The sequence below is a fragment of the Pseudomonas sp. NFPP04 genome (assembly GCF_900113815.1).
Lineage (GTDB): Bacteria > Pseudomonadota > Gammaproteobacteria > Pseudomonadales > Pseudomonadaceae > Aquipseudomonas > Aquipseudomonas extremorientalis.
Genome location: NZ_FOQS01000008.1, coordinates 271,322 through 286,438, shown reverse-complemented (window position 1 = coordinate 286,438; position 15,117 = coordinate 271,322). Strand labels below are relative to the sequence as shown.

The 15,117-nt window shown below is 54.6% G+C and carries 17 protein-coding genes; 12 read left to right on the top strand and 5 right to left on the bottom strand.

All coding sequences use genetic code 11. The features are described 5' to 3' along the window. The 4 genes from BM017_RS18975 to BM017_RS18960 form a co-directional block, all read left to right on the top strand. On the top strand, positions 1-1,004 hold a 1,004-nt coding region (locus tag BM017_RS18975; protein ID WP_092247168.1), incomplete at its 5' end, for a ribonucleotide-diphosphate reductase subunit beta. A gap of 102 nt (positions 1,005-1,106) precedes the next feature. After that, on the top strand, positions 1,107-1,877 hold the full coding sequence (locus BM017_RS18970; protein ID WP_092247148.1) for a BRO-N domain-containing protein: 771 nt from the start codon (positions 1,107-1,109) through the stop codon (positions 1,875-1,877). Positions 1,878-1,879: 2 nt separating this feature from the next. Then, positions 1,880-2,767 (top strand): BstA C-terminal domain-containing protein, encoded by an 888-nt coding sequence (locus BM017_RS18965; protein ID WP_092247145.1) that lies wholly within the window; start codon positions 1,880-1,882, stop codon positions 2,765-2,767. A gap of 615 nt (positions 2,768-3,382) precedes the next feature. Next, positions 3,383-3,907 carry a BRO-N domain-containing protein gene (locus tag BM017_RS18960; protein WP_092247143.1) on the top strand — a complete coding sequence of 175 codons (525 nt, stop codon included), beginning with the start codon at positions 3,383-3,385 and terminating at the stop codon, positions 3,905-3,907. A 44-nt stretch (positions 3,908-3,951) separates the two neighbouring features. On the opposite strand, the gene BM017_RS18955 is transcribed toward BM017_RS18960, so the two are convergent. Genes BM017_RS18955 through BM017_RS18945 form a run of 3 tightly spaced genes read right to left on the bottom strand, consistent with a single transcriptional unit; the run spans position 3,952 to position 5,464 of the window. Beyond that, the gene (locus BM017_RS18955) at positions 3,952-4,272 is read right to left on the bottom strand and encodes a hypothetical protein (protein WP_092247140.1); all 321 of its coding nucleotides are present in this window, start codon (positions 4,270-4,272) and stop codon (positions 3,952-3,954) included. Then, positions 4,269-4,982, bottom strand: coding sequence for a DUF4225 domain-containing protein (locus tag BM017_RS18950; RefSeq protein ID WP_092247137.1), 714 nt, complete (start codon positions 4,980-4,982; stop codon positions 4,269-4,271). The genes BM017_RS18955 and BM017_RS18950 overlap by 4 nt, the downstream gene beginning before the upstream one ends. Then, positions 4,979-5,464 (bottom strand): Hcp family type VI secretion system effector, encoded by a 486-nt coding sequence (locus tag BM017_RS18945; RefSeq protein WP_092247134.1) that lies wholly within the window; start codon positions 5,462-5,464, stop codon positions 4,979-4,981. Before BM017_RS18945 ends, BM017_RS18950 begins: the two co-directional genes overlap by 4 nt. 379 nt (positions 5,465-5,843) lie before the next feature. On the opposite strand from BM017_RS18945, the gene BM017_RS18940 reads away from it, so the two are divergent. Continuing rightward, positions 5,844-6,485, top strand: coding sequence for an HAD-IB family hydrolase (locus tag BM017_RS18940; RefSeq protein ID WP_038846731.1), 642 nt, complete (start codon positions 5,844-5,846; stop codon positions 6,483-6,485). A 132-nt stretch (positions 6,486-6,617) separates the two neighbouring features. On the opposite strand, the gene BM017_RS18935 is transcribed toward BM017_RS18940, so the two are convergent. Both BM017_RS18935 and BM017_RS18930 read right to left on the bottom strand, forming a co-directional pair. Then, positions 6,618-6,842: an AbrB/MazE/SpoVT family DNA-binding domain-containing protein gene (locus tag BM017_RS18935; protein ID WP_058427252.1), complete on the bottom strand. Its 225-nt coding sequence runs from the start codon at positions 6,840-6,842 to the stop codon at positions 6,618-6,620. Between the two features lie 188 nt (positions 6,843-7,030). Then, positions 7,031-7,990 (bottom strand): LysR family transcriptional regulator, encoded by a 960-nt coding sequence (locus BM017_RS18930; protein ID WP_092247131.1) that lies wholly within the window; start codon positions 7,988-7,990, stop codon positions 7,031-7,033. Between the two features lie 193 nt (positions 7,991-8,183). Between BM017_RS18930 and argH the strand changes: the two genes are divergently transcribed. The 7 genes from argH (at position 8,184) to BM017_RS18895 (ending at position 15,019) form a co-directional block, all read left to right on the top strand. Further along, a complete protein-coding gene (argH, locus tag BM017_RS18925; RefSeq protein ID WP_092247128.1) occupies positions 8,184-9,611 on the top strand; it encodes an argininosuccinate lyase in 1,428 nt (475 codons plus the stop codon). 97 nt (positions 9,612-9,708) lie between these two features. Further along, complete coding sequence (locus BM017_RS18920) at positions 9,709-10,587, top strand: amino acid ABC transporter permease (RefSeq protein WP_092247126.1); 879 nt, start codon at positions 9,709-9,711, stop codon at positions 10,585-10,587. A 24-nt stretch (positions 10,588-10,611) separates the two neighbouring features. Next, positions 10,612-11,376 carry an amino acid ABC transporter ATP-binding protein gene (locus BM017_RS18915; protein WP_016974699.1) on the top strand — a complete coding sequence of 255 codons (765 nt, stop codon included), beginning with the start codon at positions 10,612-10,614 and terminating at the stop codon, positions 11,374-11,376. A 25-nt stretch (positions 11,377-11,401) separates the two neighbouring features. Then, positions 11,402-12,223: an ABC transporter substrate-binding protein gene (locus tag BM017_RS18910; RefSeq protein ID WP_092247123.1), complete on the top strand. Its 822-nt coding sequence runs from the start codon at positions 11,402-11,404 to the stop codon at positions 12,221-12,223. Positions 12,224-12,372: 149 nt separating this feature from the next. Further along, positions 12,373-13,542: an MFS transporter gene (locus BM017_RS18905; RefSeq protein WP_092247120.1), complete on the top strand. Its 1,170-nt coding sequence runs from the start codon at positions 12,373-12,375 to the stop codon at positions 13,540-13,542. 54 nt (positions 13,543-13,596) lie between these two features. Then, positions 13,597-14,544 carry a hypothetical protein gene (locus tag BM017_RS18900; RefSeq protein WP_092247117.1) on the top strand — a complete coding sequence of 316 codons (948 nt, stop codon included), beginning with the start codon at positions 13,597-13,599 and terminating at the stop codon, positions 14,542-14,544. Positions 14,545-14,638: 94 nt separating this feature from the next. Continuing rightward, positions 14,639-15,019: a helix-turn-helix domain-containing protein gene (locus BM017_RS18895; RefSeq protein ID WP_092247114.1), complete on the top strand. Its 381-nt coding sequence runs from the start codon at positions 14,639-14,641 to the stop codon at positions 15,017-15,019. Positions 15,020-15,117: the final 98 nt, after the last annotated feature.

Sequence of the window (15,117 nt, the reverse complement as noted above, 5' to 3'; positions counted from 1 at the left end):
TCGACGAAAAGCGCATGATCAACTGCCGCGCCGACCTCAACCAACTCGTGCCGTTCAAGTACGACTGGGCCTGGCAGAAGTACCTCGACGGCTGCGCCAACCACTGGATGCCGCAAGAGGTCAACATGACCGCCGACATCGCCCTGTGGAAAAACCCCGAAGGCCTGACCGACGACGAACGCCGCATCGTCATGCGCAACCTCGGCTTCTTCTCCACCGCCGACTCCCTGGTCGCCAACAACCTGGTGCTGGCCGTGTACCGCCTGATCACCAACCCGGAGTGCCGCCAGTACATCCTGCGCCAGGCCTTCGAAGAAGCGATCCACACCCACGCCTATCAGTACTGCATCGAATCGTTGGCCATGGATGAAGGCGAGATCTTCAACATGTACCACGAGATCCCATCGGTCGCCAAAAAGGCCGCCTGGGGCCTGAAGTACACCCGCTCGATCTCCGATCCGAAGTTCGAAACCGGCACCGTCGAAACCGACAAAGAGCTGCTGCGCAACCTGGTCGCTTACTACTGCGTCCTGGAAGGCATCTTCTTCTATTGCGGCTTCACCCAGATCCTGTCCATGGGCCGTCGCAACAAAATGACCGGTGTGGCCGAGCAGTTCCAGTACATCCTGCGTGATGAGTCGATGCACCTGAACTTCGGTATCGATGTGATCAACCAGATCAAAATCGAAAACCCACACCTGTGGGATGCCGAGATGAAGGAAGAAGCGACCCAGATGATCCTGCAGGGGACTCAGCTGGAGATCGAGTACGCGCGTGACACCATGCCGCGTGGGGTGTTGGGCATGAATGCGGCGATGATGGAGGATTACCTCAAGTTCATCGCTAACCGTCGTCTGTCGCAGATTGGGTTGAAGGAAGAGTACCCAGGGACGACTAACCCGTTCCCGTGGATGAGCGAGATTATGGACTTGAAGAAAGAGAAGAATTTCTTTGAGACCCGAGTGATCGAGTATCAGACCGGAGGCGCGCTGAGCTGGGATTGATTGATATCAAAGCGCCATGCTATAACAGCTGAAGCCTAATGGATGCTTAGCTGTATAAATTTAAAGCCCCGCTAAAGCGGGGCTTTTTTATAGGGAAGAAAAATGCATACACCTATCCTACTTGACTATCATGCAGAAAACGGCGTCTCAAGAATAAGAAGCCTTTATATAGCAGAAAAATTATATATAGCACTTGAGGATGTAGTATTAACTCTGGCCAAAACAAACACAAACCTAAACAAAGAAAATAAAACTGGGCTAGGCCAACTCATCAAAGCTCAGCTTGAAGTCCTAGATAGCGATGAACATCAGCACTTCCCTGTAGCCGGAGATAACTCAAACTCCCCAAGAACAGAAGTTTTTATAACGGAGCCTGGTCTATATAGAATAATTTCAAGAGACAACTCACCAGCGAGCAAGTCATTCCAACGCTGGATGTTCCACGAAGTAATACCTTCCGTACGAAAGTTCGGCACTTATCCAGCCCCAATCAAACAGGGCGACTCTGAGATTATGTCACTTGCACAAAACTTAGCACAACACACAAACCTACTCATCAGAGAAATAGCAGAACGGGAGAAACTCGCAACTGAAACTAGACTTCGTTTTGAAGAAACCGAAAGACAGTTGCAGGAAATTTCTCAAAAAATTGATACAATTTCGTTACCCAGTGGAAATGTAGAACTAGTTGACGTAGAAACCCACTGCCAAAAAAACAGCATAAATATAGACCTAAAACACCTTAGAGCAATGTGCGCCAAGCTATGCTTGGAACAAGGAATATCACAAGTAAAGAAAAAATCTGACATCCCTATGGATAACCTCTACCCTGCGCCAATAATTAATGAAGCCATCAAAATAATTCGGAACTAGCCATGAATGAATTGACGCAATCAGAGTTACCATTGGAGCTACCATCTGCATCTTTTGGAGAAATAGATGGTATACAGATGGGTGTCCTAAACGATACTACCCCATATCTGACAGAGAGGGGGCTAGCCAGACTGTGCGGCGTAAACCCCAAAACTATCAGTGAGTTAGCCAACAATTGGCATGATGAAACCTTCAAACCTCGCGGCAGAAAAATAAAGCAACTGCTGACTCAGCAAAACTTCACCTCTGATCGAATAGTCATAAAAACTGAGCAAAGCGGCCAGAAAATTAGTGCATACCCTGACACTGTTTGCATGGCAATACTTGAGTACTATGCCTTTGACTCTGATAACACTGACGCTCAAATAGCCCAAAGAAATTTTCGACTTCTCGCCCGTCAAACCTTAAGAGCATTCATATACGAAGCCGTTGGATTCTCGCCACAAGCACTCAAGCTTGACTCATGGAGACATTATCACGACCGAATACTCCTAAATAAACTGCCAGCTGGTTATTTCAGCGTTTTTAGAGAGATTGCAGATATAGTCATATCAGCAATCGAGTCCGGATTGATAATAGACACTCACACCGTGCCAGACATTAGTGTTGGCCAGATGTGGGCTAAACATTGGGCCTCCGCTGGTCTCGAACAAGCTCATGGGGAAAGAAAAAAATTCCCACATGAGTACCCTGATTACTTCCCTCAGTCAGCGGCCAAAACAGAAGCTAACATTTATCCTCTCAGCTCTCTAGGGGAATTTAGAATCTGGTTGGAAAACACTTATCTGCCTCAGAAATTCCCTGCCTATTTGCAGAAAAAAATTGCACAAGGCTTAATACCTCAAAGCACCGCCGGCGCACTCCTTATTTCACTCAAGAAGCCTAAATAGAGTCAAGAAAACGGGGGAGAATTAGAAACCATCTCCCCCTAAATAATCTATCCATGAGGCGATACTCCCCCGACCCAATCCATCGCCTTGAAAACTGAAGACCTTATATAAATTTTAAAAAACTAAAAATCCATTATTGGAATTCTATTATTACGTACCGACCACTTACGTAAGCCAGATAGCATGAAGCCGCCCAAAGTAAATAAATTGAAAATTATTCTCCCAATTGATAGCAAACCTCACTGACACAGAATGAACAGTCTTGCGGGCTTGACCGCCCCTATCCGTCAACCTACCCTTTCGACTCGGCGCCTAAGAAACGCCTCAACCAGAGCGGTCCTCCGCACCCGACAGCCATGCGGCTTTTTTTCGCCAGCGGTTTCTCTACGTCTGTGAAAAAATCCCCGTTATGTCGGGAGTGGGCGAATACAAGACCCGAAAGGGGAATATGTCCGGCCCGTCTCTGGTGGGTTTCTTAGCTCCCGACACCCATAACGCATGCCCTAAGAAAGCAACCAGAGGTAACGGAAATGCCTGGACACTTTGCATCCCCTGCGAAGGACGTTCGCAGCACCTGCATCATTTCTCAAACACGCTCCGGCTCGGAGGTGTGTCATGCATGAACCTACGGTCTTCACCCGCCACAACCTGCAACTGCACGCGCTGCTTCTTGAGAACCAGCCCTGGTTCTGTGCCCGCGATCTTGGCCGATTGACCGGTCTTTACTTGGACGAGCGCAAGGTCAGCAAACTCGATGAGGATCAACGGCAAACGCTGGAAATCCGCTATCACGGTCAGCCTGAGAACATGCTGATGATCAGCGAGTCCGGAGTGTACGCGTTGCTGGTGTATCACTACGCGCCTGGGCATCGCCTACTGCGGGAGTGGTTGACCCATCAGGTCGTACCGACTTTACGAGATGGGCAACAATCACGATCCACAGACCGTCCAATGCTGAGCTTGCTGGATTGGCCGGAGATGTCGCTGAGCCTGCTGCATTGGCAGGATGAAGGCTGGATTAGGTTGCGGGATATGCCCTATCTGTTGCTCAACAGGACTCGCCGCAGGGTGCCCCCGACCAGAACTTGGCTTCGGAAGCTAGCGGAATATTTCCGGTCTTCAGGTCATTCGGTACGTTGAACTTTCGTGTTTGGTTCGACCGAGCTAAGCCCGGACGAACCTTCTTATCGGCCTTCCTCTTTTTTTCGTTCAAAACCATCGCTAGTTTTCCATTTCACCGGAAGTGCAAATCCGTGAGCCAATATGCCGAAAAAGGCAATCCACTCGATGATTGGATATTGAATAATAAAATCAGTCCTAATCCCAAAAAAAGGAAACTCGCAATACTTAATAACCTCAATATAGGCCACCACAAAAAAGCCATTAAATATCAAACACAAGAACAACTTCAAACTATTAAGTCCCTCACCCGAAAGTCTAGACCTTAAAGCATACGCACCGCCCACACCAAAAACCAAAAATAAAAAAGCATATAACACAATCAATCTACCACCCCCTTATACACCTGCTTCCCCGTCTCATAATCAATATATACCTCAACACCTAATGAAAACACTCCCATTCTTCTGTAAGCCCTCTCCTTATCTGATCTTATATATCTAAACAACCGCCAAGCATCCGGCTTTAGTACAAGTCTATGCAGACTGTAAAAAGACATAATCATATCTGTCCCACCGTAGACTAAATCACCTCCACTTTCGCCATACCCCAAGGACTGTGCAGCGCCGCGATATCCATTCCTGACCGGACCAACTGTATCGGAATGCCCCTCGAGCATATTCCTACCATTTTCGTACATGTTGTTAGCGCCGTGTGCCATGATCGGGATGCCCGCCAGCAAACACAACGTACCAACTGAGGCATAGCAAATTCCCGCCCCCGTCGCAAACTGAAGTGCCCCCGCGATTACCCCGATACCTTTCCTGCCCACCTCCAGAGATTGACTGATGAGGCTTTTTTGTTCGCGCTTTATTTCTTTCAATCCCTGATCAATAGTTTTCCTGCCTTCCTCAACATCCCTAACAATACTCCGCGCGTAATAAGCCACCTCCCGATTGAACTGTAGCCGAACAACCCCATCGTTGATATTCCGAGCACTTATGGTACAAGCCTGGTTAGTCAGATACGCCGCAGCCTGACTAACCACCCAGAGGTCTTGAAATGTAGGTTTCCGTTCTTCATATTCTGTGGTCACCGGCCTGTCTCCCAGGTACTGAAGCCACTTGTTCCCGCCTGATGGTGAGTCCAAATTATTTCGCGATATTTAAGCGCAACATGCTCTTGCGCCTCGGCATCAACATGCAAAACAGAATGGGGTACGTCGACGGTGAGGTCCGTGATGATGCAGCCGCGAATATCGACGCTGTAGTATTTTTCTTGCCTGCCCGATGGGGAGATACGGTAAAAATTAATGACACAGTTGAGCTCTTCTCTATTGGAAAGCGCTACTGCCAGTAAGGGAGACGATTTGTCGATGTTTTTGGTGATTGCGATCGGCCCATGACTCGAAGCTCTGAGGTTGCCCCTGTTGGCCATATTGTGTTGGAAGGACAGCACCATTATCTCGTCGCGATGCCCGTCTTGCCACTTGTTGCCTATAGAGTCCTGAGTTGAACAGTTTGCAGAAATGAGACCTTGGGATTTGCCGCTGATGGTCATATAGCCGTGGTTTGCCATAAGGTTAACGCCTTGTGTTTTTGGCATTTACCATACGAAAAATTGCAAATAGGAAATATCGGAAAGCTCGCTTTAAGTGGTACGAGCGGTATGTAAGAAATTTAACCCACACTCCGATCAGTCAGCCAAAATACTTGTAAGAACTAACTGCACTCGCTCTCGCGTGAACGTGCCGGAACCTCAGAAGCCCCAATCCGGGCTCAGGGGTAGTAAACTCGTATCGCCATAAACGTATGGACCGTCGCACGCACACAGAAGAGCGCAGAGGCTGATCCGCAGCGACCAAGCTGAACCGTCAACCTGAACCCCGACAGGCAAGCGCCAGTCAGAACGCTATGAAACCGCCCTACCTGATTAAGGACCACCCGTGAACCCAGACATGCTCGAAGCCGGCCCCGCTGACGCCAAAGTACTTTCCGTCTTTGACTTCGACGGCACCCTGACCCATCACGACAGTTTCGTGCCCTTCCTCAAGTTTGCCTTTGGCCCCGGCGAGTTCTACGGCCGGATGGTCAAGCTGGCGGTGCCGGGGCTGCGCTTTCTGGTGCGGCAGATCAGCCGGGATGAGTTGAAGGCGCAGTTGATCCGCACCTTTATGACCGGGGTGGAGAAGGCATGGGTGCAACAGAAAGCCGAGGAGTATTGCCAGAAGACCTGGGCGCGGCTGATGCGGCCGACAGGGGTGTTATCGGTGGAGCAGGAGTTGGGCTCCGGGGCGGAGGTCACGTTGTGTTCGGCGTCGCCGGCATTGGTGTTACAGCCGTTTGCCAATCGGCTGGGGATCAAGCTGATCGGCACGGAGCTTGAGGTGGTCGACGGGGTGTTGACCGGCAAGCTCACCGGGAATAATTGCCGGTGTGAGAACAAGGTGTTGCGGCTTGAGGCGGTGTACGGGGATTTGGGCGAGTATCGGCTGCGTGCCTGGGGCGATACGCGTGGGGATCGGGAATTGCTGGCGGCGGCGCAGGATGCGCATTTTCGGCATTTTCATGCGAAGAAGAAGCGCAAGCAGCTGCGGTAGTCGCGCACTAGCATGGGGTGCTAGGGGTTGAAAGATTGAATTACGTTGCCCCCGAAATCTCGTTTTCAGTTTTCATTGAGCCCAATCTGGAAGATTGGGCTTTTTTATACGCGCTGTGCGTCGATACCTAACTCAATTCTTTCGGACGGTTTCTGTCTCAGCCTCGTTGATCAAATCGTCGAGGGGCACATGAATGGGCGTTTCGCCAGCGTCGAGGCGTTCCTGGACTATCTGATTCAACTCCAGAACCTCCAATCGATCATCCTCAGACATAAAGTCGTCAGACACTGATTCGCCATGGAGAAAATAGCTGTCCCAGGTGCTTTCCGCTGGGGGGCTGTTTTTTGTTTGAGTCATGAGCATCCCTCCTTTGGGTTGGCTGAAGACAATACAAGCCAGCTTGTTTGTTGCCTAGGCGGAAAATGTATCGATGCGAATGGCAGGTTCGCCAGGGAAACCGATTCGATCCCTTCGCAGCCTCGCCGAAGCTCGACAGCTCCCACATTTGATCTTCGCCGAGCCCAGATCCGTGTTTGGCAGGAGGTCTATGCAGTGGCTTTGAGGTCCACGCCCAACGCCGTCGCAAAGGCTTTTACCATCGGGCTGCGCGGGGCGTTGTGGCGAAGGATGAGGTTGAAGTCGGTGCTCAAGTGCACTTGCTCCGGGCACAGTACCCGTAGGCGCCCTTCTCTTACCAATGGCGCGGCGTAGTGTTCGGGCAAGAAGCCCAGGAAACGGCCAGTAAGGATCAGGATCGCGACGGCTTCGACTTGTGAGGCCGAGGCGGACTGGCTGTCATAGTTGACGAAGTTGGCCTTGTCACGATGAATCGCATAGCGATGGTTGACCACTTCGTATTGGCGCAGCACTTCCGGTGTGATTTCACTCGCGTTGAACAGTGGATGTCCTACGGCACAGTAGGCGTGGGCCTTTTCCTCATACAGCGGGAAATAGTCGAATTCTTCACGGCGCTGGTACACCGGCACGATGCCGACGATCAAGCGCCCTTCCACCACGCCGCGTTCAACTTCGTCCAATTGTGAGGCATGCAGGCGCAATCTAATCTTTGGCGATTCGCTATGTAATTTCCCCAACGCGGCAATGAGCGGGGAATTAACGTCGGACGCCGTGTTATCAATAACCCCCACACTAAGGTCACCAATAAGCTCGTTCTGCGCCGAACTAAGCTTGTCGCGAAAACTGTCCACCGAGGTAAATAACTCGATGGATGCCTGATACACCAACTTGCCTTCTTCGGTCAGCCCAAACCCTTCGCGACCCCGGGTGCACAGGCGCATGCCGATGCGAATCTCAAGGTCGGAGATCTGTTTGCTGATCGCCGCCAGGCCCACGTTCAGCTCGTTTTGCGCGGCACTGAAGCCGCCGGCTTCGACCACGGCCATGAACACGCGCAGCAGTTTGAAGTCCAGCCCGCTCAACTGCAGGGGCGGTCTTGTGCCGGGTTTGGGTAGCAGGTTTCCAGAAGTGGAAAGTGGGGTTTCCATAATACGCGTTGACCTCAAGTGCCATATTCAACAGGCTTCAACCCAATCCTTGAACATAGCCAGGCGGCGATGATGAACATAAACATCCGCCCTTGGCAACCTTGAATACGGCGCGTCAGACGCTGGTTCAGTCTAGTTGAAAACTTATTTTTACTGCCTCCGACTCTTCTAAAAACAAGCGTGAGGAACAACCATGTCCCAGCCCACCGACCGCCTTTGGGGCGCTCGTTTCAAGACCGGCCCGTCTGCTGCATTGGCCGCGTTGTCGCGTTGCCCTGAGCGCTATTTCCGCCTGACACCCTACGACCTGGCCGGCTCCCGTGCCCATGCCCGTGAATTGCAGCGCGCCGGTTTGCTGGATGAGTCGGAGACCCTGCGCACCCTCGAAGCGCTGGACGGTATTGGCGCAGATTTCGCCGCCGGCACGCTGCATCCGACTCTGGATGACGAGGACGTGCACACCTTCATCGAACGCGTACTGACCGAACGCCTTGGTGCCCTGGGCGGAAAATTGCGCGCCGGGCGTTCGCGTAACGATCAGACCGCCAACGATTTGCGCCTTTTCCTACGGGACCATGCGCGCACCATCACCACCGAGGTGTTGGGCTTGCAACAGGCGTTGGTGGAGCAGGCTGAGCAGCATGTGGAGAGCATCTGCCCGGGCTTCACGCACTTGCAGCAGGCGCAACCCATTGTGTTCGCCCACCACTTGCTGGCGCATGCCCAGTCGATGTTGCGCGATGTGCAACGCCTGGTGGATTGGGATGCGCGCACGGCGTTGTCGCCACTGGGTGCGGCGGCAATGGCGGGTTCGGCGATTGCGCGGCAACCGGAGCATTCGGCCAGGGAAATGGGCTACACCGGGCCGTGCGAAAACTCCATCGACGCCGTCGCCAGCCGTGACCATGTAGCGGAGTTCCTGTTTGTGGCGGGCATGCTCGGGGTGAATATTTCGCGCCTGTCCGAAGAGTTTTGCCTGTGGTCCTCGCGGCAATTTCGCTGGGTGGTGTTGGACGATGCCTACGCCACTGGTAGCTCGATCATGCCGCAGAAAAAGAACCCGGACATTGCCGAATTGGCGCGGGGCAAGGCTGGGCGCTTGATTGGCAACCTGACCGGCTTGATGTCGACGCTCAAATCATTGCCGCTGTCGTACAACCGTGATTTGAGTGAAGACAAGCACAGCGTGTTGGACAGCGTGGATACATTGCTGCTGGTGTTGCCGGCGATGGCCGGAATGGTCGCGACCATGAAGGTGCAGGTACAAGAACTGCGGCGTCAGGCGCCGATGGGCTTTACCTTGGCGACTGAGGTGGCGGATTGGTTGGCCACCCGTGGCGTGCCGTTTAAAGAGGCCCACGAGATCACCGGCGCGTTGGTGCAGGCCTGTGAGAAGCATGAGATTGAGTTGTGGGAAGCCTCGCCGGCGATGTTGGCGGAGGTGGATGCACGACTCACACCAGAAGTGCGCGACTGCCTGACCCTGGAAGCGGCGATTGCGGCGCGCAGTGGGTGGGGTGGAACAGCGCCGGAGCGGGTTCGGGAGCAGATTGGGCGGTTGAAGTCCGCATTAGCGGCTCAACAGCAGTGGGCAGAGAGTTATCAGGGGTTCCGGATTTAAATCTGCGGTGTTTGGGCTGGCGTCTTCGCAGGCAAGCCAGCTCCCACATTTGGACCGCGTACAGTAGTTAGAGCGTTGTAAGTTTTGGAGATTCACCATGAACCAAACCCCGGCCGAGCGCTTGGCAGCCGAGCGCAAGTTGTCCGAGAACCAGTTCGATATCACGCAGTACGAACACGTGCCGCGTCGTTATTACGGGCGGATGTTCTTTGCCACGTTGATCGTGATCGTGTTGGCTGCATTGCTGCGTGCCTTCGCCAACGGCCAGATCGAATGGTCCTACATCGGGCAGTTCCTCACGTCTGAGGCCATCCTCTGGGGCCTGGTCAACACCATCGTCATGTCGATCCTGGCCATGGCGCTGGGCGTGGTGATCGGGGTGATCACGGCGATCATGCGCATGTCGGCCAACCCGATCCTGCGCTACGTGGCAATCACCTACACCTGGCTGTTTCGCGGTACGCCGCTGATCCTGCAGCTGCTGCTGTGGTTCAACCTGGCGTTGATCTTCCCGGTGATCGCGATTCCCGGTCTGTTCAGCATCGACACCGTCGACCTGATGACGCCGTTCGTGGCCGCCCTGCTGGGCCTGAGTATCAACCAGGGTGCGTACACCGCCGAAGTGGTGCGCGCCGGTTTGCTCTCGGTCGACACCGGCCAGTATGAAGCCGCCAAGTCCATCGGCATGCCGAGCCTGCAAGCACTGCGTAGGATCATTCTGCCGCAGGCCATGCGGATGATCATTCCGCCTGTAGGCAACGAGTTCATCAGCATGGTGAAAATGACCAGCCTGGCCAGCGTGATCCAGTATTCGGAACTGCTGCACAACGCGCAAAACATCTACTACGCCAACGCCCGGGTCATGGAGCTGCTGATTGTGGCCGGCATCTGGTACCTGGCGGTGGTGACTGTTCTTTCATTTGGCCAAAGCCGCCTCGAGCGCCGCTTTGCCCGCGGCGCCGGCAAGCGTTCGTAAGTCTGGGTCGAGGAGAATTGCCCCATGAGAAGCATCGTCAAGGCCGTCAACCTGAATAAGTACTACGACCAGTATCACGCGCTGCGCGACATCAATATCGAGGTCGAGCAAGGCGAAGTGATGTGCATCATCGGCCCGTCCGGCTCGGGTAAAAGCACCCTGCTGCGCTGCGTCAACCAGTTGGAAAAAATCGACAAGGGCGGCCTGTGGGTCGACGGCGAACTGGTGGGTTACCGCGTGGTCGGCAACAAGCTGCATGAGATGAATGAATCGCAGATTGCCCGCCAGCGCCTGGCCACCGGCATGGTGTTCCAGCGTTTCAATTTGTTCCCGCACATGACCGTGCTGCAAAACATCATCGAAGGCCCGTGCCAGGTACTCAAGCGTTCGCCCAAGGAAGCCACCGAGGACGCCCTGGAGTTGCTGGCCCGCGTCGGCCTGGCGGACAAACGCAATGCCTATCCGGTGGAGTTGTCCGGCGGGCAACAACAGCGTGTGGCGATCGCCCGTGCGCTGGCGATGCGCCCCAAGCTGATGCTGTTTGACGAACCGACGTCAGCCCTCGACCCTGAGCTGGTAGGAGAAGTGCTGTCGGTGATGCGCGACCTGGCCACCACTGGCATGACCATGATCGTGGTCACCCATGAGTTGGGCTTCGCCCGCGAGGTCTCCAACCGCATGGTGTTTATGGATGCCGGCCAGATTGTGGAAGCCGGCAGCCCCGAAGAAATTCTAATAAGCCCACAAAACCCGCGTACCCAAAGCTTTATTTCTGCCGTTCGCACTTAACTAAAAAACAAACGAGAACGCCTCCATGAAGAAAATAGTTATCCCCACGTTGCTCGCAGGCCTGATGGCCTCTTCCGTTGTTTTCGCGGCATTGCCGGCGGCAATCAAGGACAAGGGTGAGATCAGCGCGGCCATCGTGCCGAACTACCCGCCGATGGACTTCAAGGACCCGGCCACCAACAAGATCACCGGCCTGGATTTCGACCTGGGCAACGCCCTCGCCGAGCGCCTGGGCGTGAAGATCAAGTGGCAGGAAACCGGCTTCGAGCAGATGCTCAGCGGCCTGACCACCAAGCGCGTGGACATCGTGCTGTCAGGCATGACCGACACCGCCGAGCGCCAGAAAGCGGTGACCTTCATCGACTACTTCACCAGCGGCCCGCAGCTGTACACCCTGGCCAAGCGTGACGACCTCAAGGAATTGACCGACCTGTGCGGTAAAAAAGTCGGCACCAGCCGCCGTACCACCTGGCCGTCGGAAATTGCCGCGTGGAGCAAGGAAAACTGCGAAGCGGCGGGTAAACCGGCGATCGTGGTGATCGGCACTGAGGGCTCGGCGGATGCACGGGCGCAGTTGCAACAGAACCGCCTGGACGCGGCGATGCAGGGCAGCGAGACCATTCCTTATCTGATGTCGCTGGATAAAGGCAAGTACAAGCCGGTGGGCCTGGCGATTTCCAAGCAGTTCACCGGGCTTGGGATTGAGAAGAGCAACACAGAATTGGTCACGGCGATCAGTGAAGCGTTGCAAGGCATGATCGATGATGGGACCTACGGCAAGATTCTGAAGAAGTGGGACCTGGAGCAAGGTGCGGTCGAGAAGATCACCATCAACTCCGGCCAATAACTCGATCTGAACAATGTGGGAGGGGGCTTGCTCCCGAGAGCGGTCTATCAGCCAAGCATCTGGTGACTGAGCCACCGCCATCGGGGGCAAGCCCCCTCCCACCCTGGATTTTCGTTGTCCACAAAGATAACAAGGACACCCGCCCCACCGTGGCCACCTACTCCCTGGTAATCCGCCGCCTGATGATTTGCTCGGTGACCATCGTGGTCAGCCGCGCCATGACCAGCCCGTTGCTGGCCCTGTTGCTGAGTACCCGCCTGGGCCTGAACCAGCAGGACATCGGCTTGCTGATGGGCATCGCGGTGTTTATCGCGACATTGCTGGGCCTGTACGGTGGCTACATCATCGACCGCCTGGAAAAGCGCAAGCTGCTGATCCTGGCCATGCTCTCCAGCTCCATCGGTTTTCTATTGCTGACCTTTGCCAGCAACCTCTACCTCACCACCCTGACCCTGGTCATCACCGAAGCGGCGTCGGCGCTGTTCCTGATTGGCTCAAAAGCCATCATCAGCGAGAACCTGCCGGTGGGCGAGCGTGCCAAGGTGTTTTCCCTGCGCTACACACTGACCAACGTCGGCTACGCCACAGGCCCGATGGTCGGCGTCGTGATTGCCGGCCATATGCAACTGGCACCGTTCCTGATCGCCAGCGCGATCGCCTTTGGCAGCCTGTTCCTGATGATTGGCATCCCGCCCACCCAACGGGATGACAGCAACAAGCCCTTGAGTTTCCTCATCACCCTGCGCACCTTGCGCAACGACCGCACGCTGATTCTGTTCACCAGCGGCAGCCTGCTGAGCACCATTGTCCATGGGCGCTACACCTTGTATCTGTCGCAGTTTTTGCTCGTAGCCTACAAACCTGCCGAGGCGCTGAAGATTCTGTCTGCGGTACTGGCCTGCAATGCCATCACTGTGATTTTGATGCAGTACCAGATCGGCCGTTTCCTCAAGCGTGAGCAACTGCGCTATTGGATCGTGCTAGGTACGTTGCTGTTCATTGCCGGGCTTATCGGTTTCAGCCTCGCAAACAGCCTGGTCACCTGGTGCCTGGCAATGTTCGTGTTCACCCTGGGCGAGATGATCATCTACCCCTCCGAGTTCCTGTTTATCGACACCATCGCACCTGATGCGCTGCGCGGCAGTTACTACGGTGCGCAGAACCTGGCGGCATTTGGCGGGGCAATGAGCCCAGTGATTTGCGGCTATCTGTTGATCAATGCCACGCCGGCCAGCATGTTCTATGCGTTGGGGGCACTGACTGCGGTAGGTGGCACCTTGTGTTTCTTGAGTGGACGACGGGTAGCAGGTTCTTGCTGATATTTACCCAGGATCCCGCTATTAATAGCGAAACCTCCCACGGACCAGCGCCCCATGAAATTCGATACGGCCTACAGCCTGAGTCTCGATGACAAGCTGTCGATCTACGACGTACGAGACCTGAATTTCGACGAAACCGCCGACTTCGATTCCGACAGAGATCGCTTCCTGTGCCCCAACGACGAATGCCGGGCAGCGTTTGATACCAACAATACCCTGAGCACCTTCAACGCCAAAAACGTCAATTACCTGCGCACGCCGCACTTCAAGAACAAGACCGGCACCCAACACATCGATGGCTGCCGCTACGCCAGCACGCACAAGACCACCGCCGGCGAAAGTGATGACGAGCGTGAGGACAATTTCCCATCGGAATTTGTCCTCACACGCCGCCAGTACGAGCGCAAGATCCCGTTGGCGGGCACCGAAGGAAGCATGCCACTAGAACCAACCAAGACCCCCTCAGACCGCAACTCCGTTTCCCACGGCGCCAGCGACACCACACCAGACAAAACCAGCGTGTTCGCCCACCCGGTGGAATGCTATGTGTCCAACATCGACGACAAGGACAAGCTCAAGTCCATGCCGTTGAAGATCGGCGACCACACCGCCACCTACTGGACGTTCTTCAAGAAGATCGAATACCTGCAGGACAACAAGGGCCTGATCTACTGGGGCAAGATCAAAGAAATCAAGGACTACACCAGCAGCTTTCGCATCGATTTCGAAAAGAAGGCGTGGCTCGACAAGAAGCCCTACTCGGTCAACGTCTACCTGAGCAAGAAACTCATCGAGAACTACCGCAAGCGCAAGGCATTCCTGGAGCAGATCAAGGCGGCGGTGGACAGTGAGCGGGCGTTGTACTGCTTCTTCTATGGGGTGACGCCGGAGCTGAAACAGGTGCCGAGCAAGAAAAACCCCGAGCAGACGTTCGGGGTGTTCAGCGCGAATATCGAGAACCTGGATCACCTGATCATTCGCGAGGCGCCAGGGGTGGAATAACGGGTCGTTGAACATCCAGTTGATGAGCGGTCAAAACAACTGTACAAAAACACAGTATAGTTTGCCCTCCCCCGTCGAATCCTGGAGAAAACCCATGTCCTCTCTGGCAATGAGCTCTTTCGTAGAACAGCAGATCGTCCTGCATCAATTCACCGCCAAACACAGCGTGCAAGCGCGCGCGATGCTGGGCTGGAGCAGGGAACACCTGGCTATTCAGGCCGGCGTGGCGGTCGAAGCGGTTCAACAGTTTGAAAATCAATACGACGTGGGGGATGAAACCCGCCTGGCATTGGCGTTTCGGTTGGAAGCTGAAGGGCTGGCGTTCTTCCCGGGGTTTGCGCCGGGGTGGGGGATGAGTGCGCGCCGCTTTGACACCGCCACAACCGAACACGCGGCGCAAGGGATCATCTCTCGGTTGATCGGCGCAACTTCGTCATCACTTGACTCACCAACGCCACAACCTAATGGTGTGTAGCGCTTCAGGCCTGCAGTTGCAGTGCCCGGCGCATCAATTTGGGCCCCTGGCCCTGGGGCCAAACCTGTCACATCGCAAACCCGCCTTACGCTACGGTT